The sequence below is a fragment of the Actinomyces timonensis DSM 23838 genome, assembly GCF_000295095.1.
Lineage (GTDB): Bacteria > Actinomycetota > Actinomycetes > Actinomycetales > Actinomycetaceae > Actinomyces > Actinomyces timonensis.
Map to the genome: position 1 here is coordinate 1126373 of NZ_JH806632.1, position 25606 is coordinate 1151978.

Annotated in this window: 26 protein-coding genes and 2 tRNA genes; 13 read left to right on the top strand and 15 right to left on the bottom strand. The window is 69.7% G+C overall.

Annotated elements, in window-relative coordinates:
• Positions 1-7: 7 nt before the first annotated feature.
• Entirely contained in the window at positions 8-1495 is a 1488-nt protein-coding gene (locus tag A1QA_RS16470; RefSeq protein ID WP_244266063.1) for a serine/threonine-protein kinase, read from the top strand.
• Entirely contained in the window at positions 1492-3381 is a 1890-nt protein-coding gene (gene pknB, locus A1QA_RS0105025) for a Stk1 family PASTA domain-containing Ser/Thr kinase (RefSeq protein WP_017177829.1), read from the top strand. Before A1QA_RS16470 ends, pknB begins: the two co-directional genes overlap by 4 nt.
• A gap of 725 nt (positions 3382-4106) precedes the next feature.
• On the opposite strand, the gene A1QA_RS16150 is transcribed toward pknB, so the two are convergent.
• Together A1QA_RS16150 and A1QA_RS0105035 are read right to left on the bottom strand one after the other, a co-directional pair.
• The gene (locus tag A1QA_RS16150; protein WP_017177830.1) at positions 4107-4262 is read right to left on the bottom strand and encodes a hypothetical protein; all 156 of its coding nucleotides are present in this window, start codon (positions 4260-4262) and stop codon (positions 4107-4109) included.
• Positions 4262-5017: a class E sortase gene (locus A1QA_RS0105035; RefSeq protein WP_026048704.1), complete on the bottom strand. Its 756-nt coding sequence runs from the start codon at positions 5015-5017 to the stop codon at positions 4262-4264. The genes A1QA_RS16150 and A1QA_RS0105035 overlap by 1 nt, the downstream gene beginning before the upstream one ends.
• 228 nt (positions 5018-5245) lie before the next feature.
• Between A1QA_RS0105035 and A1QA_RS0105040 the strand changes: the two genes are divergently transcribed.
• Positions 5246-5605 (top strand): cell division protein CrgA, encoded by a 360-nt coding sequence (locus tag A1QA_RS0105040; RefSeq protein WP_017177832.1) that lies wholly within the window; start codon positions 5246-5248, stop codon positions 5603-5605.
• A 141-nt stretch (positions 5606-5746) separates the two neighbouring features.
• Here the strand turns inward: A1QA_RS0105040 and A1QA_RS0105045 are convergent, their stop codons facing one another.
• Complete coding sequence (locus tag A1QA_RS0105045; RefSeq protein WP_017177833.1) at positions 5747-6217, bottom strand: hypothetical protein; 471 nt, start codon at positions 6215-6217, stop codon at positions 5747-5749.
• Positions 6218-6413: 196 nt separating this feature from the next.
• On the opposite strand from A1QA_RS0105045, the gene A1QA_RS0105050 reads away from it, so the two are divergent.
• Together A1QA_RS0105050 and A1QA_RS0105055 are read left to right on the top strand one after the other, a co-directional pair.
• Positions 6414-6935, top strand: coding sequence for a peptidylprolyl isomerase (locus A1QA_RS0105050; RefSeq protein WP_017177834.1), 522 nt, complete (start codon positions 6414-6416; stop codon positions 6933-6935).
• Between the two features lie 65 nt (positions 6936-7000).
• Complete coding sequence (locus tag A1QA_RS0105055; protein WP_017177835.1) at positions 7001-7798, top strand: rhomboid family intramembrane serine protease; 798 nt, start codon at positions 7001-7003, stop codon at positions 7796-7798.
• Between the two features lie 251 nt (positions 7799-8049).
• Here the strand turns inward: A1QA_RS0105055 and A1QA_RS0105060 are convergent, their stop codons facing one another.
• The gene (locus tag A1QA_RS0105060) at positions 8050-8562 is read right to left on the bottom strand and encodes an HXXEE domain-containing protein (RefSeq protein WP_017177836.1); all 513 of its coding nucleotides are present in this window, start codon (positions 8560-8562) and stop codon (positions 8050-8052) included.
• A gap of 121 nt (positions 8563-8683) precedes the next feature.
• On the opposite strand from A1QA_RS0105060, the gene A1QA_RS0105065 reads away from it, so the two are divergent.
• Positions 8684-9289 (top strand): TetR/AcrR family transcriptional regulator, encoded by a 606-nt coding sequence (locus A1QA_RS0105065; protein WP_043508294.1) that lies wholly within the window; start codon positions 8684-8686, stop codon positions 9287-9289.
• A gap of 27 nt (positions 9290-9316) precedes the next feature.
• Here the strand turns inward: A1QA_RS0105065 and A1QA_RS15305 are convergent, their stop codons facing one another.
• The 11 genes from A1QA_RS15305 to dnaA form a co-directional block, all read right to left on the bottom strand.
• The gene (locus tag A1QA_RS15305; RefSeq protein WP_026048707.1) at positions 9317-9535 is read right to left on the bottom strand and encodes a hypothetical protein; all 219 of its coding nucleotides are present in this window, start codon (positions 9533-9535) and stop codon (positions 9317-9319) included.
• A tRNA-Ala gene (locus A1QA_RS0105075) sits at positions 9527-9599 on the bottom strand. Before A1QA_RS0105075 ends, A1QA_RS15305 begins: the two co-directional genes overlap by 9 nt.
• A gap of 15 nt (positions 9600-9614) precedes the next feature.
• Positions 9615-9755: a hypothetical protein gene (locus tag A1QA_RS16155; protein ID WP_017177838.1), complete on the bottom strand. Its 141-nt coding sequence runs from the start codon at positions 9753-9755 to the stop codon at positions 9615-9617.
• A gap of 31 nt (positions 9756-9786) precedes the next feature.
• Positions 9787-9860 (bottom strand) — tRNA-Ile (locus tag A1QA_RS0105085).
• Positions 9861-9908: 48 nt separating this feature from the next.
• Positions 9909-10385: a DUF3566 domain-containing protein gene (locus tag A1QA_RS0105090; protein WP_017177839.1), complete on the bottom strand. Its 477-nt coding sequence runs from the start codon at positions 10383-10385 to the stop codon at positions 9909-9911.
• A complete protein-coding gene (gyrA, locus tag A1QA_RS0105095; RefSeq protein ID WP_017177840.1) occupies positions 10382-12949 on the bottom strand; it encodes a DNA gyrase subunit A in 2568 nt (855 codons plus the stop codon). The genes A1QA_RS0105090 and gyrA overlap by 4 nt, the downstream gene beginning before the upstream one ends.
• Positions 12950-13042: 93 nt before the next feature.
• Positions 13043-15118, bottom strand: coding sequence for a DNA topoisomerase (ATP-hydrolyzing) subunit B (gene gyrB, locus A1QA_RS0105100; protein ID WP_082181159.1), 2076 nt, complete (start codon positions 15116-15118; stop codon positions 13043-13045).
• Positions 15119-15481: 363 nt separating this feature from the next.
• Positions 15482-16105, bottom strand: coding sequence for a DciA family protein (locus A1QA_RS13565; protein ID WP_017177842.1), 624 nt, complete (start codon positions 16103-16105; stop codon positions 15482-15484).
• Complete coding sequence (gene recF, locus A1QA_RS0105110; RefSeq protein WP_017177843.1) at positions 16098-17318, bottom strand: DNA replication/repair protein RecF; 1221 nt, start codon at positions 17316-17318, stop codon at positions 16098-16100. The genes A1QA_RS13565 and recF overlap by 8 nt, the downstream gene beginning before the upstream one ends.
• 60 nt (positions 17319-17378) lie before the next feature.
• Entirely contained in the window at positions 17379-18512 is a 1134-nt protein-coding gene (dnaN, locus tag A1QA_RS0105115; RefSeq protein WP_017177844.1) for a DNA polymerase III subunit beta, read from the bottom strand.
• Between the two features lie 661 nt (positions 18513-19173).
• Positions 19174-20796 carry a chromosomal replication initiator protein DnaA gene (gene dnaA, locus A1QA_RS0105120; RefSeq protein ID WP_017177845.1) on the bottom strand — a complete coding sequence of 541 codons (1623 nt, stop codon included), beginning with the start codon at positions 20794-20796 and terminating at the stop codon, positions 19174-19176.
• Positions 20797-21043: 247 nt separating this feature from the next.
• On the opposite strand from dnaA, the gene rpmH reads away from it, so the two are divergent.
• The 7 genes from rpmH to A1QA_RS13570 all read left to right on the top strand — a co-directional run bounded on the left by rpmH (position 21044) and on the right by A1QA_RS13570 (position 25600).
• Complete coding sequence (gene rpmH, locus A1QA_RS0105125; RefSeq protein ID WP_017177846.1) at positions 21044-21181, top strand: 50S ribosomal protein L34; 138 nt, start codon at positions 21044-21046, stop codon at positions 21179-21181.
• Position 21182: 1 nt separating this feature from the next.
• Positions 21183-21551 carry a ribonuclease P protein component gene (gene rnpA / locus A1QA_RS0105130; protein ID WP_279625142.1) on the top strand — a complete coding sequence of 123 codons (369 nt, stop codon included), beginning with the start codon at positions 21183-21185 and terminating at the stop codon, positions 21549-21551.
• Positions 21548-21853 (top strand): membrane protein insertion efficiency factor YidD, encoded by a 306-nt coding sequence (gene yidD, locus A1QA_RS0105135; RefSeq protein ID WP_017177848.1) that lies wholly within the window; start codon positions 21548-21550, stop codon positions 21851-21853. Before rnpA ends, yidD begins: the two co-directional genes overlap by 4 nt.
• A gap of 63 nt (positions 21854-21916) precedes the next feature.
• Positions 21917-23116: a membrane protein insertase YidC gene (yidC, locus tag A1QA_RS0105140; protein WP_017177849.1), complete on the top strand. Its 1200-nt coding sequence runs from the start codon at positions 21917-21919 to the stop codon at positions 23114-23116.
• Between the two features lie 54 nt (positions 23117-23170).
• Positions 23171-23815, top strand: a complete 645-nt coding sequence (locus tag A1QA_RS0105145; RefSeq protein ID WP_017177850.1) for a Jag family protein — start codon at positions 23171-23173, stop codon at positions 23813-23815.
• Between the two features lie 2 nt (positions 23816-23817).
• Entirely contained in the window at positions 23818-24489 is a 672-nt protein-coding gene (gene rsmG / locus A1QA_RS0105150; RefSeq protein ID WP_017177851.1) for a 16S rRNA (guanine(527)-N(7))-methyltransferase RsmG, read from the top strand.
• 103 nt (positions 24490-24592) lie between these two features.
• Entirely contained in the window at positions 24593-25600 is a 1008-nt protein-coding gene (locus tag A1QA_RS13570) for a ParA family protein (RefSeq protein WP_017177852.1), read from the top strand.
• The last annotated feature ends 6 nt before the right edge of the window (positions 25601-25606 follow it).

The window sequence follows — 25606 nt, forward strand, 5'->3', positions numbered from 1 at the left end:
CCCACAGGTGGGCCTCGAGCTCCAGGGCCGCTACCAGCTCCTGGAGCGCATCGCCCTGGGCGGCATGGGGGAGGTCTGGCGCGCCACCGACCTCAACTCCGGCCGTATCGTCGCCGCCAAGATCCTGCGCCCCGAGCTCACCGGGGATGAGATCTTCCTGTCCCGCCTGAGGGCGGAGGCCGCCAACTCCCGGGGGCTGCGCCACCCGAACCTCGCCGTCGTCCTCGACTCCGGGGAGCGCAAGGGCTCGGGCTGGATCATCATGGAGCTCGTGCAGGGCCGCGCCCTGTCCGACATCCTGGAGGAGAAGGGCACGATGGCGCCCGCGGAGATCCTGCCGATCCTCGCGCAGGTGGCCCGCGCCCTCCAGGTGGTCCACGACTCCGGCGTCGTCCACCGCGACGTCAAGCCCTCGAACATCCTCATCAACCGGGAGGGCCTGGCCAAGCTCACCGACTTCGGCATCTCCACCGGACCCCACCAGCGGCCGATGACCGCCACCGGCATGGTCATGGGAACCGCCCAGTACCTGGCGCCCGAGCAGGCGATGGGCAACGCCGCCCAGCCCTCCGGCGATCTCTACGCCCTGGGGATCATCGCCTACGAGGCCCTCGTGGGCCGCCGTCCCTTCACCGGCTCCACCCAGGTCGATATCGCCTTCGCGCATGTCAACGAGGCCGTCCCGGCGATGCCCAAGAGCGTTCCCCCCGAGGTCCGCCAGGTCGTCATGGAGCTCCTGGCCAAGAAGCCCGCCGATCGGCCCGCCTCGGCCCGCGAGCTCGCCCGGCGCCTCGACCGGATCGTCATCCACCTGCCGGAGGAGCACTGGGATCCCGAGGAGAGCCTCGCCTGGGCGTCCACGGGCCGCACCCAGGACCAGGCCCCCACCGCCACGGCGAGTAGCGCGATCGCCGCGGGAAGCGGCACCGGGAAGGACACTGCCGGGGTCGGGCAGGACTCCCAGGCCTCCACCTCCTCCCAGGCCAGCGCCGACGGCGATCAGGCGGGTGCCGCGCAGGCCTCCTCCAAGGCCGCGAAGGCGGCCGAGCGCCCGCGCGCCTCGGCGAGCGCCGCGCAGTGGGCAGCGGCGATCGTCCAGAGCGCGCCGGAGCGGTGGCCCGAGCGCCGGCCCGAGATCCACTCCGCCCGCCGGGCCGCGCACGGCGCGCGCACGAGGGCCCTGCCGGTGTCCCACCATCCCCGCGACGCCCGGCGGCCCCGCCGCAGTTCGGGGCGCGGGCGCCTCGGCCTGCCGCTCCTGACCAGCCTGCCCGTCTCGACCCTGCTCATGCTCGCCGGCGCAGTGCTCATCCTCATTGCCGCCGTCGTCGCCGTCATGAGTACCCTAGCCTCAGCGCATCCGGGCACGACGGGCGCCACCCCTCAACCACCCACTACTGCCGGAGCCCTGAGCAAGGCAGGCTCAGCGCCGATCGTGCAGGCCTCCGGCTTCCCCGCCCCAGTGCCCGTCACCTCAGTCAAGGAGGCATCGTGACCGACACGTTCCCCCCGATCCTCGCCGGACGCTACGAGATCCGTGACCTCATCGGCCGTGGCGGCATGGCGGAGGTGCACCTCGGCTACGACCGGCGCCTCAACCGCGTCATCGCGATCAAGCTCCTGCGCTCGGACCTGGCCAGCGACTCCACGTTCCAGACCCGCTTCCAGCGCGAGGCCCAGTCGGCCGCCGCGCTCAACCACCCCTCGATCGTCGCCGTCTACGACTCCGGCGAGGAGGCCCTCGTCCAGCCCGACGGGTCCAGCCGCTCCGTCCCCTACATCGTCATGGAGTACGTGGAGGGGCACACCGTCCGCGAGCTCCTGGGCGACGGCGAGGCCGTGCCGATCCCCGAGGCCGTCGAGATCGTCACGGGCGTGCTCGACGCGCTGGAGTACTCCCACCGCGCCGGCATCGTCCACCGGGACATCAAGCCCGGGAACATCATGATCACCTCCACCGGCGCCGTGAAGGTCATGGACTTCGGCATCGCCCGGGCCATCGAGGACTCGGCGGCCACCGTGACCCAGCAGCACGCCGTCGTGGGGACCGCCCAGTACCTGTCCCCGGAGCAGGCCCGCGGGGAGGTCGTCGACACCCGCTCGGACCTCTACTCCACCGGCTGCCTCCTCTACGAGCTCCTCACCGGGCAGCCACCGTTCACGGGCGACTCGGCCGTGGCCATCGCCTACCAGCACGTGCGGGAGATCCCCAAGCCGCCGTCGTCGATCGCCGCCGATATTCCCGAGCCGATCGACCGCGTGGTCCTCAAGGCGCTGGCCAAGCGCCGTGATGACCGCTACGAGGACGCGGCCCACATGCGCACCGATCTCCTCGCCGCGCAGCGGGGCAGCGCCGTCGCCGCCCCGGCCGCCTCCGCCTGGGCCGCCGCGCCGACGACGGCGCTCCCGCAGCAGACCGACACCTTCAGCCCCTCTCGCGCCGAGACCCCGGCGCCGCCGCCGCCCGCCGCGCAGCAGCCCCTGGTCATGCCGACCGAGAAGAACGACGAGCACGAGTCGAAGAGCCGCCTCGGCCTGTGGCTGCTCATCGCGGCGCTCATCATCGCTGTCGTGCTCGGCGCGTGGGCGATCAGCAGCGGTGTCCTGGGCGGCGCCGATCCCAAGCCGACCGCATCGCCGACACCGACGAGCGTCGCCGTCCCGGATGTCACGGGCAAGTCCGAGCAGGAGGCCAAGGCCGCGATCGAGTCCGCAGGCCTCGTCTACGCCAAGGGTGACGACGTCGCCTCCGACACGATCCCCTCGGGCCGCGCGGTCTCGACCGACCCCGCCGTGGGAACGGGCGCTGCGCCGGGATCCACGGTGACGGTCCAGTACTCGCTGGGCACGGCCATGGTGGACGTCCCCGACGTCTCCGGGAAGACCCAGGAGGAGGCGCGCGAGGCCCTGGAGAAGGCGGGCCTCAAGGTCGGCACCTCGACGTCTGAGGACTCCTCGGATGTCGCCAAGGACAAGGTCATCCGCACCGATCCGGTGGCGCAGACCTCCGTCCAGCGCGGCACCACCGTCTCGCTCGTGCTGTCCACCGGCCGGGTCACCGTCCCCGACGTCAAGGGCATGACGCTGGAGCAGGCGCAGTCGGCCCTCCAGGACGCGGGCCTGACCTACAACGTCAACAGCCCGACGACGGAGAAGACCTCTGACCAGGCCAAGAAGGACTCCAGCGAGGTCACGGGGACCTCGCCCGCCCCGGGCAGCTCGGTGGAGGCCGGTTCCCAGGTCACCATCGACTACAAGAAGTTCGACTACCAGGCCGCCCCCACCGCGACCGCGACCCCGGGCGGCAAGTCGACTCAGTCGCCCGCGCCCTCACAGCAGCCGCGCAACGGAGGCGAGAACGGCGGCGACGGCGCCCACTGACCCCGCGCCCCCGCTCTCTCTTCTCACCGAGACCGGTCGAAAATAGAAACGAAACCGGTTCGCCGTCCACAAGGACGACGGCGTGAGGCCGCCATGAGGCGCGCCTGTGGAAACAGGCCCGGTTTCGATGCTGATTGTGATGTGTCAGGACAGCTGAGACAGGTTTGCCGATCTACATCTGAGACAGTGCCGTGGTGGTGCGGGGGCGGTTGATGGAGTAACCGGGCCTGTCGGGGCTGGGCCGGGGCCGGTCCGGGGCGGTGGGCGCGCCGGTGGCCCACAGACGCCGTCTCGGCCCCGAGAAACGGTCTCGGCCCGCTCTTGCGCCCTCGAACTGCGAGGATGAGGGCGCAGCGCCGGGCCGAGACGGCTTGTGCGGGGCCAGGGCGCAAGGGCGAGACGGCGACGGCGCGGCCGCGGCGTCCCGGGTGCGCCTTCGCCGTGTGGTGGCCGCAGGTCGGGTGCCTCCAGCACCAGTGGTTGCGGTAAGCACCTTCGGCTGCGTTCTCACCGCACCCGAAGGTGCCAGGCGCAACCCACAGTGCTAGACGCAACCGGCGGTGCAGAACGTCGCCGGCAGTGGAGGATCCAGGCGGCGGCGCGGGCGGCGCCGGACGCCGCCGCCCCAGCCCCCGACCAGACCGCTCCAGGACATCTGAGACACAATCGGTGTCTCAGATGTCCTGACACATCACAGTCTCGCTCCTGATATCGACCGGTCTCGGTCAGACGGTGGCCTCGCCGGAGAGGTGGAAGGTCTCGTTGGCCCAGGGGAAGACGAACTCGAAGAGTCCGAGGACCACGAGCACGGCGAGGATAAGCGCCTCGATGAGGCGCAGCCACACAGGTCCGGGCAGGTGCCGCCAGATCCATCCGTACATCAGTTGACCTCCGGGTCGTTGAGGACCGAGGCCGGGCGGCCCTCGGATCGGGGCATCCAGTAGGAGAACTTAGCGTAGGTGATCCACCGGTGGTCGTTGCCCCACTCGCCCACCGTCAGCGAGTGGCAGGTGGTCAGGGTGAGCATGCGGTCGGTGGCCGCGACCTCCGGGTGGTGCGGGACGGGCGCGATGACGTCGACGGTGCTCGGGTCCACGATCTCGTGCTCGGTGACCGTGTAGACGTACCAGGTGTCCTTGGTGGCCACGACGACCTCATCCCCGCTCTCGAGCAGGTCGATGCGCCGGAAGGAGTTGCCGGAGGTGCGCCGGTGCCCGGCCATCGCGAAGTTCCCGACGTCGCCCACCTGCTGAGTGGACGGGTAGTGGCCGGCGACGGCGGAGTCGAGGATGTCCGCTGACGTGCCCTCCAGGATCGGCATGTTGTTGTTCGTCTTGCCGTACCACTTGGGCACGATGAGCATGCCGATGGTCTCCCCGTTGCCGACGGCGTCGGGCACCGGGGGGTTGTCGTAGTGCTTGATGCCCTCGGTCTTGGGGGAGTCGACCTGCTGGCTCTGGAAGGCGTCGCGCGTGGCGGCGGCCTCCTCCTGGGCGTCCAGGCTGGTCCACCACAACTGCCAGGTGAGGAAGAGGGCGATGACGAGACCCACGGTGATGAGGATCTCGCCGACACCGGTGATCATGATGTCGAGCGCCGAGCGCTTCTTGCGCCCGGCCGCGCCGCCATGCCTCATGCTGGTCATCCGCACTCCGTCTTCTGCAGGACTTTCCTCAGGGATGTGGCGGGACTGATAGCCTGCCCTCCGCTCAACCGCCAGTCTAGGACGTCGTCCCTGCTTGTAGGGGCAGGCGTGATCACACTCCCATCTCTCGCCTCGCGCCACCCATGCCCTAGGCTAAGAGCGTTTCTGTGCCCGCACACGAGCCCTTCCCCAGGCTCGCCATGCTAGGAGGAGGCCCGCGTGGCCCTGCTGAACAAGCTCAAGAAGTCTGATGATGAGGCGAAGCGCAGCGCCAAGCGCTCGGGCAACCCGGCCAAGGCGAAGGCGGCCGAGGAGGAGTCGCGCGCTGCGGCCAACCGTGTCTCCCGCGTTCCCCAGAAGGTCGGGCGCACCGGAAGTCCCGGCTGGTACGCCCCGGCGATGGTCGCGCTCATGGTCATCGGGCTCCTGTGGGTCGTGGTGACCTACCTGTTCAAGGGGATGTACCCGCTGCCGTACTTCCTGGACCACCACGCCGCGGACTGGCTGTCCAACGGGAATCTCTACGTCGGCTTCATCATCATGATGGTCGGCTTCCTCGGCCTGCTGCGCTGGAAGTAGGCCCCGCGCCCCTGCCGTGCTCGACGCCCGGCCGGCGCTCACACCACGATCGACGACGGCGCCCCGACCTCTCAAGGCAGGGGCGCCGTCGTCGCGACATGTCATGACGCGGGCACAGGCGCGATCCGCGCCCGGTGGGGCTCAGGCCTCGGCGGCCTCAGCGCCCTCCTCGGCGGAGTCGGCCCAGTACTCCTCGGCCCACGGGTCCTCGACGGGCTGGCTGCGGCGCCAGGCGACGTAGGCGGCGCCAGCGGCGGCGGTGACAACGGTCGTCCAGGCGAGGAGCTTGAGGCCACGGCGGCAGCAGCGCTTCTTGGGGGCGACGACGGGCGCGGGGGCCTCGGCGATCGCGGCGCGGGCGGCCTCGGCGGCGCGCTGGGCGCGCGGCAGGTAGTCGTCGACGACGCGGGCGCGGGCCTCGCTGTAGGCGGGCTCGAAACGCGTCTGCGCCTCCTTGGCGGCGCGGGAGATGTTCTCCCCGGCGCGGGCGACGTGCGGGGCGGCCCACTCGGCGGCGCGCTCGGCCCTCTCGGCGATGGCGTCGGCGAGGTTGGCGGCCTCCTGGCGGAGGTGGTCCGAGTCGATCCTCTTGTCGGCGGTCTTGCAAGGCATGGCGCTCTCCTCCTGGGGGCATTCAGATGGTGGTGTCGCGGGGTGCCAGGGCGGCGTGAGGCGAACTGGGACCCATGGTGGCACTCTTCACGCCCGGGCGGGGACTCTTGATGACGGCGTTTTGCCTGGGGTGAACACACCCCGCAACCCTCGGGCGCACCGGCACTCGATGGCCCGCCCATGGGACGATGAGTCCATGGAAGCGATTCTTCACACCACCCTCGGAGATATTCGTCTGACGCTCTTCCCGGAGCAGGCGCCCGTGACCGTTGAGAACTTCGTCGGGCTCGCCACCGGGTCTCGAACCTGGACGGATCCGCGCACTGGTGAGAGCTCCAACGCCCCCCTGTACGACAATGTCGTCTTTCACCGGGTTATCCCGAACTTCATGATCCAGGGCGGGGACCCGCTCGGCACCGGCCGCGGCGGCCCCGGCTACACCTTCGACGATGAGATCGACCCGAACCTCACCTTCGACGCCCCGTACGTCCTGGCCATGGCCAACGCCGGGCGCCACATGGGCAAGGGCACCAACGGCTCGCAGTTCTTTATCACCACGGCCCCCACGACGTGGCTGCACGGCAAGCACACGATCTTCGGCGCCGTCGCCGACGACGAGTCGAAGGCCGTGGTGGACGCGATCTCGGCGACGCCGACGGACAGCACCGACCGTCCGCTGCAGGACATCACCATCACCTCAGTGAGCGTCGTCCAGTGACGACGACGGGCGGCCCAGGCGCCCCTGAGGCAGAGGCGCCGGTCTGCCCGCGCCACCCTGATCGGGTGGCCTACGTGCGCTGCCAGCGCTGCGGCCGGCCGGTGTGCCCCGCCTGCCAGGTGCCCAGCGCCGTCGGCGTGCACTGCGTCGACTGCGCCACTCGAGCGAGCTCCGGCCGCCGGGCCCCGACGACGGTGCTCGGCGGCCGCCTCACCGGCGGCTCCACGCTCATCACCAAGGCACTCATCGCCGTATGCGTCGTCGTCTTCATCGCCCAGAAGCTCCCCGCGGCGACTGGGATGGGGCTGGACGTGGTCCGGGACCTGGCTCTCGTGCCCGCCTTCGTGGGCGCTGAGCCGTGGCGACTGCTGACCAGCGCGCTCCTGCACGGGTCGATCATGCACCTGGCCTTCAACATGTGGGCCCTGTGGGTGCTGGGCGAGGCACTCGAGCCCCTTCTGGGCCGCTGGCGCTACAGCGCGCTCATGGCGCTGGGCGCCCTGGGAGGCTCGACGGCGGTGTACTGGTTGTCCTCGCCGGACTCACTGGACTGGTACACCGCGACCGTGGGCGCCTCCGGGGCGGTCTTCGGGCTGTTCGCCGCCCTGTTCGTCATCCAGCGGCGCTTCGGCCGCGACACCACGAGCATCGTGGGGATCCTCGTGCTCAATCTCGTCTTCTCTTTCACCGCGGCGGGGATCTCCTGGCAGGGCCACCTGGGCGGGCTCGTCACTGGCGGGATCGTCGCGGCGATCTACGCCTGGGCGCCGCGCGAACGGCGGGGCGCCCTCTCGGCCGCTGGCACCGGCGCCGTCGCGCTGCTCCTCGTTGGCCTCGTGGCCCTGCGCCTGGCAAGCGTCTGAGGGGCCTCCAGGCGACAGCGAATCACACCGTTGTTGTTCATCCACACCTGGGGACAACCATGTGGAAGAACAGCGCTGTAGTTTTCCACAGGCCTATCCCCAAGTGGGGAAAGCCCGGAATTGCAACCCTTCATTTATCCACAGGCCTCCACAAGGCTCATGCCCGCGCTTCTTCGCAGCCTGTGGGCAGCCGAGGCGGATTGTGATTCGGGCGCGCTCTAACTGTGCTCGATCTGTGGTCAGACCCGGGCTCAGGAGGCGGCCGTCTCGCCGCGCCGGCCCCTCGTTGCGAGATAGGCAGCGCCGTGGGCGGCGCCGGCGACGACGGGGAAGGCCGGGATGACCCACCAGCTGGGGCGCACCGCCACGCCCTCCTCGCGCAGGACGCGCCGGGCCCAGAGCCAGGACGGAAGGACGATGGGCAGGGCGGTCGCGCAGCCACTGGTGTAGCCACGGGCCAGCAGCGCTGAGCCGAGGTGGCTGAAGGTGTGGAGCCCGTAACCCTGGAGCAGCGCCTGGTAGAGCCAGGATCGGCCGCGGCTGCGCTGCCCTCGGATAGAGCCGACGGCGAAGAGCGCCGCCATGATGCCCATCGCCACCTGGACGTGCTCGCGGGAGACGCCATTGCGGCGCAGCTCCTCGGGGAACCAGTCGATCCGCTCGGCCAGCTCGCGCGAGGCGGAGGGCATCGTCACGTACTCCTCGAGGTCGTGGGCTGCCCATGAGAAGAAGAGGCCTGCGGTGGCCAGGTCGACGCGGTCCATGGTTCCTTCCTCCTATTTCGCGACTACCTGTTGCGTAACTAGGATAGCGCTGTTTGGGCGCATTTGGAAGAATCCGCTCCGATGCCGCCACGGCGGTCCGAGAGGGATGGGGATGGTCACCATGGAGTCGAGCGCAGAGTCGAGCGCACCGCGGGGCGGCGGGCGACCGCGTGATCCTGAGATCGACGCGCGGATCCTCACCGCGGCCGCGCGCCTCATGGCCTCAGGGGGGCTGGGCGCCCTGCGGGCCGATGCCCTGGCCACAGCCGCCGGCGTCCCCAAATCGACGATCTACCGGCGGTGGGGGACCCTCGTGGACCTCGCGGTGGACGCTGTGGACGCGGCGCTCGGGCCGCGGAGCCTTCCCGCCACGGGGGACCCCTTGGCCGATCTGGTCGCGCATATCCAGCGCGCGCACACGGTGCTGGCGACGCCGCCCTTCGGGGCGGTCATCATCCAGATCGCGCATGAGCTGCTGTCGCGGCCCGAGGCGGCCGCGTCCTATCGGGCGAGGGTCATCGCGCCCTTGCGGGATGGGGCGATCGACGCCGTCGCCCGCGCGATTGAGGCGGGGCAGTGGGAGGGGCCCGAGGCTGCTCTCAGCGTCGACATGATGATCGGCACCGTCCTGTACCGCCTCACCTACCTCGGGGTGGAGATGAGCCTCGAGGAGGCCTTCGAGTTAGTCGAGACGGTGGCCGGCCGCCCGCTTCCCAGGCCCGTCTGAATGGCGCGGCGCCGTCGGGCGTATTGGTCATCGCGCGCGCCTCTTCCTCAGGCGGTCCGCCCGCAGGCGGCCGACATCGCTGTTGAGGGAATCGACGGCGTCGACGACGGCATCGAGGATCCCTAATGCCCGCAGGACCTGACTGACACTGCGGAAGCTGACACCCGGGTCTCCTGTCTCGATCTTGCGCAGGGTGTCGCGGGTGATGCCCGCGCCATCGCGGGTGGTGGTCGGGAGTGGAGCCAACGGGACTCGAACCCGTAACCCCCTGCTTGCAAAGCAGGTGCGCTACCAATTGCGCCATGGCCCCTGGGAGGCGCGAGGCTCAGATCTCCTCGACCGGGTCTGTGACCTCGGCCCAGGCGGCCTGCTCCTTGCGGGCGGCCTCGTACCTGAGCCAGGTCGCGTACGCGAGCGCGCCCATGCACGAGAAAACCGCAGCGGTCAGGGCTGTCCGGTTCCTCATGTGGAGCCTCCTCGCCGTCGCTGCGGTGCCGTGGGCCTAGCTGGACTCGAACCAGCGACCTCATCCTTATCAGGGATGCGCTCTAACCAACTGAGCTATAGGCCCTTGAGACCGGATGAGATTATCCCATCGGGTCTGGGACAACCAAATCGGTCAGTCGTCCGCCAGTGTGAGATGAATCCCGCCGACGAGCGAGGCGATGACGTTGTAGATGAGGGATGCCAGTGTGCACAGCGCGGTGCTCAGGATGAGGTTGACGACCGCGATGATCGTGGACATCGAGATGGCCCGGGAGAACTTCATGTACTCCACGACGCCGGTGAAGGCATTGGACTGGGTGTCGACGACGGAGCTCACGAGGTTCTGGATCTGGGAGAACACGTGCATCGAGTCGAGCATGAACCACACGATGGCGGCGCCGACCACCATCATGATGCCAATCGCCACGTTGAGCAGCAGGGACACCTTGAGCACGGACCACGGGTCGATGCGGTTGACTACGAGGCGCACGCGGCGCGGGCTGCCAAGCGCGGGCTGCTTGCCACCCTTGCCGGGCTTCGCGGCGCCGGCCGCGGGCGGGTTCGTTCCGATGGATGCGTCCAGGGGCTGGGCGGCGTCGGGCTGGCTCATTGGTCCTCACTCTCGTCGTCGCTCAACGCTACCGCGTCGGCGGGGGCCTGTGCAGAGTCATCGGCGTCGAGGTCCCGCTCAGCGTTGCGGGCCACCGCGATAATGCGGTCGCCGTCGTCCGGCTTCGCGAAGGTCACGCCCTGTGTGGCGCGGCCGGTCACGGAGACCTCGGCGATGGCGGAGCGAACCACCTTCCCGGAGGCCATGATGCACATCACCTCGTCGGTGGGGGCGGTGACAAGCGCGCCCACGAGGTCGCCGCGCTCCTCGACGAGGTTGGCAACCTTGACCCCCAGGCCACCGCGACCCTTGACGGGATAGTCGCGCACATTGGTTCGCTTGGCGAAGCCGCCCTCGGTGACAACGAACAGGTCGGCGCTGACCCACGACGGGTCGATGACATCCATGGCGAGCAGGGAGTCGCCCTCGCGGAAGCGCATGCCGGTGACGCCGCTCGTGGCGCGCCCGGTGGGACGCAGGGTGGCGTCGTCGGCGTGGAAGCGCAGGGACTGGCCGTGGCGGGAGACGAGCAGCAGGTCCTGACCCGTGGACAGGAGGGAGGCGGAGATGAGCTCGTCGGGGTTGCCGTCCTCGTCGTCGCGCAGGTTGATGGCGATGATGCCGCCCGAGCGGTTGGAGTCGTACTCGGACAGGCGCGTCTTCTTCACCAGGCCGCGGCGGGTGGCGAGCACGAGGTAGTCGGCCTGGTCGTAGGCGCCGAGCTCCATGACCTGGGCGATCTCCTCGCCGGGCTGGAAGGCGAGCAGGTTGGCCACGTGCTGGCCCTTGGAGTCACGGCCGCCCTCGGGCAGCTCGTAGGCCTTGGCGCGGTAGACGCGGCCGAGGTTGGTGAAGAACAGCAGCCAGCGGTGCGTGGTGGTCACCCCGAAGTGCTGGACGATGTCGTCCTCGCGCAGGGTGGCGCCGCGCACGCCCTTGCCGCCGCGGTGCTGGGAGCGGTAGGCGTCGGTGCGGGTGCGCTTGGCGTAGCCGGAGCGGGTGATGGTGACGACGACCTCTTCCTCGGGGATGAGGTCCTCCATGCTCATCTCACCGTCGAAGGGGACGATCCGGGTGCGGCGCTCGTCGCCGAACTTGTCGACGATCTCGGCGAGCTCGGTGGAGACGATGTCGCGCTGGCGCTGCGGGGAGGCGATGATGTCGCGCAGGTCGGCGACCCTGGCCTGCAGGTCCTCGGCCTCCTGCTGGATCTTCAAGCGCTCCAGGGCGGCCAGGCGGCGCAGCTGGAGGGACAGGATCGCCTCGGCCTGGGCCTCGTCGACGCCGAGCAGCCCCATGAGGCCGGTGCGGGCCTCCTCGGTGGTCGGCGAGCGGCGGATGAGCGCGATGACGGCGTCGAGCGCGTCGATCGCCTTGAGCAGACCCTCCAAGATGTGGAGGCGCTCCTCGGCCTTGCGCAGGCGGTAGCGGGAGCGGCGCACGATGACGTCGATCTGGTGGTCCACCCAGTGGCGCACGAAGCCGTCGATGCTGAGCGTGCGGGGAACCCCGTCGACCAGGGCGAGCATGTTGGCGGGGAAGTTGTCCTGCAGCGGGGTGCGCTTGTAGAGGTTGTTGAGGACCACCTTGGCGACGGCGTCGCGCTTGAGGACGATGACGAGCCGCTGACCGGTGCGCCCGGAGGTCTCGTCGCGGATGTCGGCGATGCCGCCGACCTGCCCGTCGCGCACGAGCTGGGCGATCTTGTCGGCCAGGTTGTCGGGGTTGACCTGGTAGGGCAGCTCGGTGACGACGAGGCACTGGCGGCCCTGGATCTCCTCGACGTTGACGACGGCGCGCTGGGTGATGGAGCCGCGCCCGGTGCGGTAGGCGTCCTCGATGCCGCGACGGCCCAGGATCGTGGCGCCCGTGGGGAAGTCGGGGCCGGGGATGATCTCGAGGAGGGCCTCGAGCAGCTCCTCGCGGGTGGCGTCGGGGTGATCGAGGAACCACTGGACGCCGCGGGCGACCTCGCGCAGGTTGTGCGGGGGGATGCGGGTGGCCATGCCCACCGCGATGCCCTCGGAGCCGTTGACGAGCAGGTTGGGGAAGCGGGCCGGCAGGATGACCGGCTCCTGGTTCTTGCCGTCGTAGTTGTCCTGGAAGTCGACGCTCTCCTCGTCGATGTCCCGGACCATCTCCATGGCCAGGGGGGCCATCTTGCACTCGGTGTACCGGGGGGCGGCGGGGCCGAGGTTGCCGGGGGTCCCGAAGTTCCCCTGACCGGCCACGAGCGGGTAGCGCAGGGACCACCACTGCACGAGCCGCGCGAGGGCGTCGTAGATGGCGGCGTCGCCGTGGGGGTGGTAGTTACCCATGACCTCGCCGACGACGCGGGAGGACTTGGAGAAGGAGGAGTTGGGCCGGTAGCCGCCGTCGTACATGGCGTACAGGACACGGCGGTGGACGGGTTTGAGGCCGTCGCGCACGTCCGGCAGGGCGCGCCCGACGATGACGCTCATCGCGTAGTCCAGGTAGGAGCGCTGCATCTCCATCTGGAGGTCGACGGGCTGGATGCGGTCGTGCTCCCGGACGTCGGTGGGGGTGGTGGTCTCGTCGCTCACGTGGATCCTTCAGTGTCCTTCAATGTCCTTCGGTGCCTTGCCAGGCGGTGCTGCGGGGGCCGACGGCGGCGCGCGGGGCGCCGGCCGCGGCGATCAGATGTCGAGGAAGCGGACGTCGGTCGCGTTACGCTGGATGAAGGAGCGCCGCTGCTCGACGTCGTCGCCCATGAGGATCGCGAAGGTCTCATCGGCGTTGGCGGCCTCATCGAGGGTGACCTGCTTGAGGATGCGGGAGGAGGGGTCCATGGTGGTCTCCCACAGCTCGTGGTCGTTCATCTCGCCCAGTCCCTTGTAGCGCTGGATGCCGCCCTCCTTGGGCAGGCGGCGGCCCGCGTCGGCGCCGGCGGCGAGGAGCTTGTCGCGCTCGGCGTCGGAGTAGGCGAACTCGTGGTCCGCGTTGGACCACTTGAGGCGGTAGAGGGGCGGCATCGCGATGTAGGTGTGCCCGTGCTCGATGAGGGGCCGCATGTAGCGGAACAGGAGCGTGAGCAGGAGGGTGGCGATGTGCTGGCCGTCGACGTCGGCGTCGGCCATGATGACGATCTTGCCGTAGCGCAGCTTGGCCAGGTCGAAGTCCTCGCCGATGCCGGTGCCGAAGGCGGTGATGAGGCTGCGGATCGTGTCGGAGGACAGGGCGCGGTCGAGCCGGGCCTTCTCCACGTTCAGGATCTTGCCGCGGATCGGCATGATGGCCTGGTGCTCGGGGTCGCGCCCGCCGACGGCCGAGCCGCCCGCCGAGTCGCCCTCGACGATGAAGATCTCGCACACGGAGGCGTCGCGCGAGGAGCAGTCGCGCAGCTTGCCGGGCATGGAGGCGGACTCCAGGACGCCCTTGCGGCGCGTGGCCTCCCGGGCCTTGCGGGCGGCCACACGGGCGGCGGCGGCCTGCGAGGCCTTGGAGATGACGGACTTGGCGTCCGCGGGGTGGGAATCGAGCCAGTCCCCGAGCTGGGCGTAGACGGTCTGCTGGACGAAGGTGCGGGCCTCGGTGTTGCCGAGCTTGGTCTTGGTCTGCCCCTCGAACTGCGGCTCGGAGAGCTTGACCGAGATGACGGCGGTCAGGCCCTCGCGGATGTCGTCGCCGGTGAGGTTGTCGTCCTTGTCCTTGAGCAGGCCCTTGTCGCGGGCGTACTTGTTGATGAGGGTGGTCAGCGCGGTGCGGAAGCCCTCCTCATGGGTGCCGCCCTCGGTGGTGTTGATCGTGTTGGCGTAGGTGTGGACGGACTCGGAGTAGGCGGAGGTCCACTGCATGGCGATCTCGAGGCTGATGGCGCGGGCGCCCTCGAGGACGGTCTCGGCCTCGAAGTCGATGATCTCGGGGTGGACGAGCTCGGCCTTCTTGGACTTGTTGAGGAAGGCGACGTAGTCGCGCAGCCCGTGCTCGTAGCAGAAGGTGTCGGAGCGGTGGCCCTTGACCGGCACCGGCGCCTCGTCGCCCGGCTTGCCCTCGTCCCCGGCGATCTCGTCGCCCTCCTCGACGGCGCTGGGGCGCTCGTCGGTCAGGGTGATCCGCAGTCCCTTGTTGAGGAAGGCCATCTGCTGGAAGCGGCGCCGCAGGGTCTCGTAGTCGAAGTCGACCGTCTCGAAGATCTCGGGGTCGGGGTAGAAGGTCTGCGTGGTGCCGGTGGCCTCGGTCTCCTCGCCCCGGACGAGCTCGGTGACGGGCCGGCCGCCGTCGGCGAAGGACATGCGCCACACATAGCCCTGGCGGCGGATCTCGGTGTCCACGCGGGTGGACAGGGCGTTGACGACGGAGATCCCCACGCCGTGGAGGCCTCCGGAGACGGCGTAGCCGCCGCCGCCGAACTTCCCGCCGGCGTGGAGGATCGTCATGACGACCTCGACGGTGGGCTTGCCCTCAGTGGGGTGGATGTCCACGGGGATGCCGCGGCCGTTGTCGACGACGCGCACGCCGCCGTCGGCGAGGATGGTGACGGTAATGTGGTCGCAGTAGCCGGCGAGGGCCTCGTCGACGGAGTTGTCGACGACCTCGTAGACGAGGTGGTGCAGGCCCCGCTCGCCGGTGGAGCCGATGTACATGCCCGGGCGCTTGCGCACGGCCTCCAGTCCTTCCAGGACTGTGATGTCGGAAGCGCCGTAGTCCGCGGATCCCGCGGTGGCGGGCGAGGCCGGCGTCGCCGGATGAGTCTCTACCTGGGGTGATGCCACGTCAGCGGAGGTGGATTCGGGCACAAGGTTCTCAGAGGCGTCCTGGTCGGGCACGTGCTTGCTGCTCCTCAGTTCTCGCGCCCGCGGTGCGGGCGGGCCGGGCGGTGCGGGGCGGTGGCCCCGCCGCGTCGCCCGGGACGGTCGTTGGCATTCCGCGCTCACAGGGCTCTCCTGGGAAGCGGGCCCCCTCCGTGGGGAGGGGTACGTGTCAATACTCTCGACGCGCCATGGGCTTGTCCGACGCGATCTTATCGCGAAACCGTTCCTGAACCCGACGTCGGGCGGCCTGGCGGAGCGTGCCGGGCGTCACCCTTGCGGCGGGGGCTCGGGCGTCCCCAGGGGCGCGCCTCGGGTGGCGGCGCCTCAGCCGTAGGTATCACGGGGGCCGCGCCCGCCGCGCACGGGGAAGCGGCCGTGACGCCAGGTCGGCCCGGCGGGCCCCAGCACATGGATGTCGACGGCGGCGCCCCCGGCCTCCTCGCTGACGCGCCGCATGATCGTGGGCATCATGAGCCTGAGCTGCTGGGCCCAGCTGGAGGAGGAGGCCCGGATGGTGATCCTGCCGGGCTCGAAGGACTCCACGCGCGAGTGCTCGGCCACGGACCTCCCGACGATCTCCTCCCAGCGGGCGGCGACGCCGGCGACGGCGAGCATCCCCGCCCATCCCTTGCGGTCGACCATGCGCGCGAGATCCTTCTTCGCGGTGCGCGGGTCGAAGCGGCTGGGGCCCGGGCGGCCGCGATCGGTGGCCAGCCCTGGCGCGCGGTCCGTCCAGTCCGATCCCTCGGGGCTGGCAGCGCCCTCGCCGTCGATCCCCACCCGGCGCCGGGGAGCGTCCCAGGGGGCGGGGTCATCCGCACCAGGGGCGCCACTGTCTCGTATGGGCCCGCGCATCTGGCCGCGCTCGAAGGCCGAGGCCCGCACGCGGGACAGGGCGCGCGAGGCGAGGCTCGCGCTGTCGCCGGTCTCCTTGTCCGCATCAGTCACGGGTGACCTCCGATCCGGACACGCGGAATCTCGCGCCCGTCAGCCCTTCCGGCACATCGGCGTCGACGGCGGCGGTGACCAGGACCTGCTGGGCGCCGGCCACCATCGCGGCCAGGGCCCTGCGGCGCTTGTCATCGAGCGAGGCGAAGACGTCGTCGAGGATGAGGACGGGCTCTCCATCGCCGCCGTAGGCGTCGACGTCGTGGCGCAGCATCTCGTAGGAGGCCAGCCGCAGTGCCAGCGCCAGCGACCACTGCTCGCCGTGGGAGGCGAAGCCCTTGGCGGGCAGGCCGCCGAGGAAGAGGGAGAGGTCGTCGCGGTGGGCGCCCACGAGGTTGGCGCCGCGCTCGACCTCGCGCTCGTGGAGCCCGCCCATGGCCGTCTCCAGGCGGGCGGCGAGCTGGGCGGCGTCGATGAGCGCGCTCTCCGCGGCCAGCGTCTCCTCCCAGGCGGGACCGGGCTCGGGGTCATCGGCTCCCTCATGGGCGAGGAGGCTGGAGCGGTAGGCCAGTCGCGCCTCGGACTGGTTGTCGGAGACGGCCTCGTAGCAGGACTCGACCCAGGGGCGCAGGCGCTGGACGACTTCCACGCGCGCGGCGATGAGGCGGGAGGCGGCCGCGGCGAGCTGGGCGTCCCAGACCTCCAAGGTGGACATCATCGATTCCACCGAGGAGGAGCCCCGGCCCCTGTGGGCGCGGGCCGAGCGCAGGAGGCTCGCGCGCTGGGCGAGGATCTTGTCGTGCTCGAGGCGCACCCCGGCGAGCGCTGGCCGGAGCATGACGGCGAGGTCGTCGAGGAATCGGCGCCGCACCCCGGGCTCATCGCGCACGAGGGCAAGGTCCTCCGGGGCGAAGACGACGGTGCGCAGGATGCCGGTGAGGTCCCGCGGGCGGCAGGCGCCCCGGTTGAGCCGGGCGCGGTTGGCCTTGCCCGCGATGATCTCGATCTCGATGACGCTGGGGCGATCGCCGTGAACGACCTTCGCCCTCACGACGGCGCCCCCGGGCTGCTCGCCGTCGCCCGTGCGCCGAACGAGGGCCCGATCCGCGCCGACGCGATGGCTGCTCAGCGTGGACAGGTAGGCGATCGCCTCGACAAGGTTGGTCTTGCCCTGCCCGTTGGGGCCGATGAACGCGCTGATGCCGGGCTCCAGGCCCACCACGAGGTGCCGATAGGACCTGAAGTCATCGAGTGCCAGGTCGGAGACGTACACGAGCGGCGCGCGAGGACGGTTGTGAGAATTGCGAGAACGCTGTCAGTGCCTCGCGCCGGGTCAGGCGCCGAAGCGGATCGGCATGATGAGGTAGCGGAAGGAGGAGTCCTCCTCGCCGCCGATGGCGCTCATGCCGGTCAGGACCGCGGGCTTGGAGGCGTGGGTGAAGTCGAGTCGCACGTAGGGGTCGGAGATGGCGCCCAGCCCGTCGAGGAGGTACCCCGGGTTGAAGGCGGTGGCGATGTCCTCGCCCTCCAGGTGCGCCACGATGCTCTCGGAGGCCTGGGCGTCGTCGCCCTGGCCGGCCTCGAGGCTGAGGCTTCCTTGGGTGAACGACATGTGGATGGGGGTGGAGCGCTCGGCGACGAGGCTGACGCGGCGGACCGCGGCCATGAGCTCCTCGCGCCCGACGGTGGCGTGGATGAGAGTCTGCTCGGGGAAGAGGCGCAGTACCGGTGGGTAGTCGCCGTCGGTGAGAAGGGACGTGGTGCGGCGCCCGCCGGCCTCGAATCCGATGAGGCCCGAGGAGATCGCTCCGCCATTGCCCAGGGCGAGGGTGACGTCCCCGGACGAGGTGAGCGACTTGGCCACATCAGACAACGTTCGGGCCTTGAGCAGGGCAGTGGTCTCCAGGGAGGAGTCCGACGGCGTCCAGGTCATCTCGCGCACGGCGAGGCGGTAGCGGTCCGTGGCCATGAGGGTGAGGGCGTTGCCCTGGACATCGACCTGGATGGAGGTGAGCAGCGGCAGGGTCTCGTCACGGGAGGCCGCGATGGAGACCTGGCCCACCGCCTGGGCGAGGTCGTGGGCGTCGATCGTTCCAGCGGTCGACGGCATGGAGGGCAGCGCGGGGTAGTCGTCGGCGGCCATGGCGGCCAGCGAGAAGCGCGAGGATCCGCAGGTGACCATGACCTTGGTGCCCTCGAGCTCGAGGTCGACGGGCTTGGCGGGCAGGGCCTTGGCGATGTCGGCGAGCAGTCGTCCGGAGACGAGGACGACGCCCTCGGTCTCGATGTCGGCCGGCACCTCGCAGTGGGCGGAGACCTCGTAGTCGAAGGAGGCCAGGACGAGCGTCGAACCGGAGGCCTCCAGGCGCACTCCGGCCAGGACGGGCACGGGGGGACGGGCGGGAACGGAACGGGCTGTCCAGGTGACAGCCTCCGCGAGGACATCGCGGTCGACCCTGAGCTTCACTGTGGCCCCCTGACGAGAGTGCGGACGGACAACATCGGCGAGTGTAGACGGTTTGCGGCCGGCGCACGAGGCGCCTGCTGTGGCGGGGATCGGGGCGCGGCCTGGTCCGGGGAGCTCGGTGAGGTAGGTGATCCCAGGGGGCGCGCGGTGCCTCGTTGGTCGGTCGTGTGATTCGGGCCGGTGTAGTGAGTTGGTAGGTGTAGTAGGAGGTGTGGATCCTGTGGGTAACGGGCTTCCGCGCTGGCCGCGCGCGGGAGGGGATGTGGAATAACAAAAGAGTGGTTCGGTGCCCCGGGGCACGGCAGGGGTGGAGGGGCGTAGGAGCGGCCGGGGCCGACTCACAGGGAGAGACCATGAGCGCCACAGCGCAGGGGGTGGTGGTCCACGGCATCGGCGATGTTGTCCACAGCTCTGTCCACAGACGTGGATCCAGACTCAAGAACCTCATCGATCACACGAGTCATACATGCCCCACGGCTGCGCGCATCCCCGTCAAAGCAAGGCAAACTCATCATCCACCCCTATAACCGAGACCGGGCGAACAGCACGGCGAGACCGGTTCTGAAGGAACCACAGAGGTGCTGATTGCTGTGGGAGTGGCTGAGCCTGTGGATAATCGCCCGGTCTCGCGGTGCTGTTCGCCCGGTCTCGCGAGGGAGGGTCAGTCCTGCTCCAGGGCCGCTTGCTTGATGCGGCTGGTCATCTCGGTGACCTGGTTGAAGGTGGAGCGGCGCTCGGCCATCTGCTGGCGGATCTTCTTGTCCGCGCTCATGACCGTGGTGTGGTCGCGCCCGCCGAACTCCCGGCCGATCTTGGGCAGCGAGAGGTCCGTGAGCTCGCGGCACAGGTACATGGCGATGTGGCGCGCGTGGACGATGAGGCGCGAGCGGTTGGCGCTGCACAGGTCGTCGACGGTGATGCCGAAGTAGTCCGCCGTCTGCGTCATGATGAGGGAGGTGGTGATCTCCTCGCCGGCGGGATCGGAGATGATGTCCCGCAGGACCATCTCGGCCAGGGTCTGGTCGATCGTCTGCTGGTTGAGGGAGGCGAAGGCGGTCACCCGGATGAGCGCGCCCTCGAGCTCGCGGATGTTCGTGGTGACCCGGGAGGCGATGTACTCCAGGACGTCCATCGGAAGGTCGAGGCCCTCGGCGCGGGCCTTGAGCGACAGGATCGCCATGCGCGTCTCGAGGTCCGGCGGCTGGACGTCGGCGAGCAGTCCCCACTCGAAGCGGGAGCGCAGGCGCTCGTCGAGGTTGTTCATGGCCTTGGGCGGCTGGTCTGCGGTGAGGACCACCTGCTTGCCCGCCGAGTGGAGGGCGTTGAAGGTGTGGAAGAACTCCTCGAGCGTCTGCTCCTTGTCCGCAAGGAACTGGATGTCGTCGACGAGGAGGATGTCGACGTCGCGGTAGCGCCGCTTGAAGGAGTCGAGGCTGCCGTTGTCGCGGTTGTCCCGCACCGCGGCGATGAAATCGGCCGTGAACTCCTCGGAGTTGACGTACTTGATGCGCATCGTGGGGTCGAGCGTGCGCGCGTAGTGGCCGATGGCGTGGAGCAGGTGGGTCTTGCCGAGCCCCGAGCCCCCGTAGATGAACAAGGGGTTGTAGGCGCGCGCCGGGGCCTCGGCGACGGCGATCGACGCCGCGTGCGCGAAGCGGTTGGAGGAGCCTGTGACGTAGGTGTCGAAGGTATAGCGCGGGTTGAGCGTCGAGCCGTCGGAGCCCGCGGGAGCCGTCGCGGCGAAGGGATTCGATCCGGTGCTGCCCGCCGAGGGGGCGTGGACGGGCATACCGATCGCGAAGTCCGTGCGCCCCGCGACGAGGGCCGACGGCGTCGGCTGGGGCATCGGCGCGCCCGAGGGCACCGAGGACGGGGTCAGGCTCGAGGGGGCCGATCCGGCGTCGGCCATGGTGGTGGGGTGGACCACCGGTGGCGTGATCGGCGGCGCCGGGGGGACGGAGGACAGGAAGGGGCCCCCGGGCAGGCTCTGCTCAGCGCTTGGGGCCGACGGCGGGGGCGGGGGAACGAGGTCGCCAGAGGTATCGATCATGACCTCGAAGGGGACCTCCGTGCCCCAGGCGGCCATGAGGGCGCGGCCGATGGGGCCGCGGGACTTGTCGATGATGTCCTTGGCGAATGAGGAGCCCGCGACGAGGACCAGGGTGCCATCGACGTCGATGACCCGGGTCATGCGGATGATGGACACCTTGCCCTGGCCGAGCTCTCCCGAGGCCGCGAGGACCTCGAGAGCCGAGCGCCACTTGGTGACCGCGTCCTCGAGCACGTGGTTCTCCTGAGTGATGATGAACGGATCTAGGCAACGAGGGTAACCCGCGGGGGCCCCTTCCGCCGACGTGGCCCGTTTCTCACCTCCGAGCAGCACCGGGGGTTTGACCCGTCAGAGCGCCGAAACGTATTGTGGTGCGGACGTTCGCGTGGAGTCACGCCCCTCACCCTGGGGCCGCCACCGCGAGCGACAGCGCCGCGGCCCCGCGTCGCGCTGTTCCACGTTTCCGACCAGGAGTATCCCCGTGAGCAAGCGGACCTTTCAGCCGAACAACCGCCGTCGCGCCAAGGTGCACGGCTTCCGCAAGCGCATGAGCACCCGCGCTGGCCGCGCCGTTCTCGCCTCGCGCCGCCGCAAGGGCCGCGCGCGTCTCGCCGCCTGAGGTGATCCCGGCCGCGCATCGGATGCTGCGATCGGATGATTTCTCGATCGCGGTGAAGTCCGGTGCGCGCAGTGGGAGCCGCAGGCTCGTCGTTCACTATCGCGCCGGCGAGGCCGGGGACACAGCTCCCGGACTCGTCGGCGTTGTGGTGCCGAAGAAGCAGGTGGCCAGGGCCACGCACCGCAATCGCATCAAGCGCCGCATCCGGGCCCTCATGAGGGCGAGGATCGGGGGCATCGAGCCCGGCTCGCGGATCGTCATCCGGGGGCTCGCAGCGGCCGACGGCGCCACGAGCGCGGAGCTCGGCGTCGATCTCGATCGCGCGCTGGCCCGCAGCCGCGAGCTGGCGGACAGGGACCGACGGCGATGACCGGCTCATCCTCCTCCCGCTTTTCCGTCCTCGCCCGGGCCATGACGGCCTGCGTCCAGGCCTACCAGCGGTGGATCTCCCCGGCGATCCCCGCTCGGTGCCGCTACTACCCGAGTTGTTCGTCCTACGCCGTCGAGGCGCTTGGCACACATGGCGCCCTCAAGGGCCTCGTGCTGGCGACCTGGCGGATCCTCAGATGCAATCCCTGGAGCAGGGGCGGCGTCGATCATGTGCCTGACCGAGGTCAATGGCGCTACCACCACCCACACGACATCCCCCGTTTCGAGCTCGAGAAGGGCTGAGCGGGAAGCGCCGGTTCATCCGGCAGGCGGTTCCCTCCCGCCAGACGCATACAAGGAGTGCAGATGGACTCGTTCCTTTGGCCGCTCAAGGTGGCTATCGCCTGGGTCATGGTCCACATCCACCAGGCCCTGGTCGCGATCGGCCTGCCCAGCGGTTCTGGCATCGCGTGGGTGCTGTCGATCGTCGGCCTGACGATCGTCGTCCGCCTGCTCATCATGCCGCTGTTCGTGAAGCAGATCCGCGCTCAGCGGGGCATGCAGCTCATGCAGCCCGAGCTCAAGGCGCTCCAGGAAAAGTACAAGGGCAAGAAGGACCCGGCCTCCCGCCAGCGGCAGCAGGAGGAGATGATGGCCCTCTACCGCAAGCACGGGACCAACCCCATGGCCTCCTGCCTGCCCATCCTCGTGCAGCTGCCGATCTTCTGGGCCCTCTTCCGGGTGCTCTACCACCTCCAGCCCATCGCCAACGGCAACGGCTACTCCGGCCACTACTCCATCGGCCCGCTCACCCAGGAGTTCGCCCAGCAGGTGCAGGACTCGACGGTTTTCGGGGCGCCGCTGTCCTCGTCCTTCATGCACGCCGACGGCAACCTGACGGTCCAGATCGTCTCCGTCATCCTCATCCTCGCCATGTCCGTGAGCCAGTGGTACACGATGGCGCAGATCACCACGAAGAACATGCCGGACTCGTCCAAGACGGACGACAACCCGATGATGCGCACCCAGAAGATCATGATGACGGCGATGCCCATCATGTTCGCGGTGACCGGCATCAACTTCCAGATCGGCGTGCTCATCTACTGGCTGGTCTCGAACCTGTGGACCATGGGCCAGCAGTTCTACACGATCCACCAGATGCCCGCCCCGGGATCCGAGGCAGAGCGCAACTACCGCGCCAAGCAGAACGCCAAGCGCGCCGCCAAGGGACTGCCCTCCCTCGAGGAGGAGGAGGCCGCCAAGCGCCTGGCGGCGGCCGAGGCCGCTGGCAAGACTGGGGGCCAGCGCGTCCAGCCCGTGCGCAAGAACCGCCAGAAGAAATCCTCCCTGCCGCCCACCGCCGAGGAGGCTCGCGCCGCGGCGCGGGACTCTGGTGAGGACGCGCAGGATGACGGCTCGTCCTCGACATCGTCGGGCTCGACCAAGCACGGCGGGCTCACCGAGCAGGAGATCGCCCGACGCCGTTACGAGCGCAAGGCCCGTGCCCGCCAGCAGGCGGCCGCCAAGCGCAAGGCCCAGGCCAAGAAGCAGCGCAAGAACCGCTGAGCCGGGCGAGAGCCCCCAGCACCGCACTCTGAGAATCAAAGGAACGGAAAGATCGTGACTGACAGCACTGGCAGCGCAGACAGCACCGACAGCACTGACAAGGCGGTGGCGGCCCCGGCCGTGTCCAACACCGTCAAGCGCCTGGAGGAGGAGGGCGAGGTCGGCGCCGACTACCTCGAGGAACTCCTCGACATCGCCGACCTCGGCGGGGATATCGACATCGACGTCGATCACGGCCGCGCCTCCATCGCCATCGTCGCCTCGGAGGAGGGCGATGAGCACGAGCTCGCCGACCTCGTCGGCCGCGACGGTGAGGTCCTCGAGGCCGTTCAGGAGCTCACCCGGCTGGCCGTCCAGGCCCGCACCGGCAGCCGCTCGCGCCTCATGCTCGACATCAACGGCTATCGCGCGGCGCGGCGCGAGGAGCTGACCAAGATCGCCGCCGAGGCGGTGGCCCGGGTCCACGCCTCGGGCGAGACCGTGTCGCTGGCGCCGATGAACCCCTTCGAGCGCAAGGTCTGCCACGACGTCGTCGCGGCTGCTGGCCTTGTCTCCGAGTCCGAGGGCGCCGAGCCTCACCGGCATGTCGTCGTCATGCTGCCCGAGGACGGCGCCGAGCCGGGCATCGATGACGACGATGATGGGGACGACGCCGCCAGCGCCACTAGCGCCGACGCCGACGAGGAGAACCAGGACTGATCATGGGATCGGGTCAGGAGGACGGCGGGGGCGCCCCGGAGGACCGCGCCGCTGAGGTCGAGCAGCCGAGCGAGGAGATGCGCGAGATCTTCGGACTCGGCTTCCCCGCGGCGGAGCACTTCGCCCAGATGCTCGTGGCCGAGGGCGAGCTGCGGGGGCTGGTGGGCCCTCGCGAGCTCCCACGCCTCTGGTCCCGGCACCTCGTCAACTCCGCCGCCGTCGGACCCTTCCTCCCCTCCCGGGGGACCGTGGCCGACGTCGGATCCGGCGCCGGCTTTCCCGGGATCATCGTCGCGATCATCCGACCAGATCTAGAGGTTTCGCTTATCGAAACGATGGAACGTCGCGTGGCTTGGCTATCGGACGTCGTCGAGGAGCTCGGCCTCGACAACGTGACGATTCACCGTGCCCGGGCCGAGGAGATGAAGGAGAAGTACGACGCGGTGACCGCGCGTGCCGTCGCCAACCTCTCCAAGCTCGTCCGCCTCACCGCGCCGATGCTCCGTCCGGGCGCGAGCCTGCTCGCCCTCAAGGGGGCCAAGGCGGACGATGAGGTCCGCGACGCCAAGTACGTCATCAAGAAGGCGAAGCTCCTCCCCGCTGTCGTCCATGAAGTCGTCACCGCCGGCGACGACGTGACGAAAGTCGTCCAGGTTCAGCGCCCGCGCCGCTGAGTTCGCCTCGCGCCCATCAGTGGCTGGCGGTGCTCCTGCCGTAGACTGACGGGACAGACGGTGCCCCTGGAGGTACCGTGCGCCGTCGTTGGAGGAGAGCAGCGTGCCGGGATCCATCTTCGATCAGGTCCGAGCTGATCACTCGACGCTGAACGAGCTGGCCGAGGGCGGGTTCCAGCCACCTGAGCAGACCCGAGTGATCGCGGTGGCCAACCAGAAGGGCGGGGTCGGGAAGACCTCGACCGCCGTCAACGTGGCGGCCGCCCTCGCGGAGGCGGGGCTTCACGTGCTGCTCATCGACGCCGACTCGCAGGGCAACGCCTCGACCGCCCTCGGTGTGCCCCACGATGAGGAGCACGCCTCGATCTACGACGTGCTCGTCGACGGCATGCCGTTCAAGGACGTCGTGGTCCAGACGCGCTTCGCCCCCACCCTCTACTGCCTGCCTGCCACGATCGACGTGGCCGCCGTCGAGATCGAGCTCATCAACGCCTCGTCACGTGAATCCAGGCTCCGCCTCGCCCTCGAGGACTACCTGCGCTCCCGGTACGAGGAGGGCGAGCCCCGGATGGATTACATCATCATCGACTGCCCCCCGAGCCTCGGCATCATGACGATCAACGCCTTCGTGGCCGCCAACGAGGTGCTCATCCCCATGCAGGCCGAGTACTACGCCCTCGAGGGGTTGGCGCTGCTCAGCCGCTCGATCGAGCGGATCGCCGAGATCCACAACCCCGTCCTCGCGGTCTCCATGATCGCTCTGACCATGTTCGATGGACGCACAACCCTCGCCAGGGATGTCGAGGCAGAGGTGCGGACCTATTTCCCCGATGCGACACTGGACACGAAGATCCCTCGGTCGATCCGCGTGGCGGAAGCCCCCTCCTTTGGCTCCCCGGTAGTGTTCTGGGATCCACGTGCCTCGGGCGCCATCGCGTACAAGCGACTCGCGTGGGAGATCGCGGACCGCGGCGTGGAGGGGTGGCAGACGCGGCGTGTCGTGCGCGAGGCCACCGGGGGCTCCCACAATCCTCCAGTCGAGGACGCGGGGAGCCTGGATCACGACAGCAATGGCGCCGGCACGGCGAACAACAACTCCAAGGAGGCCTGAGCACAG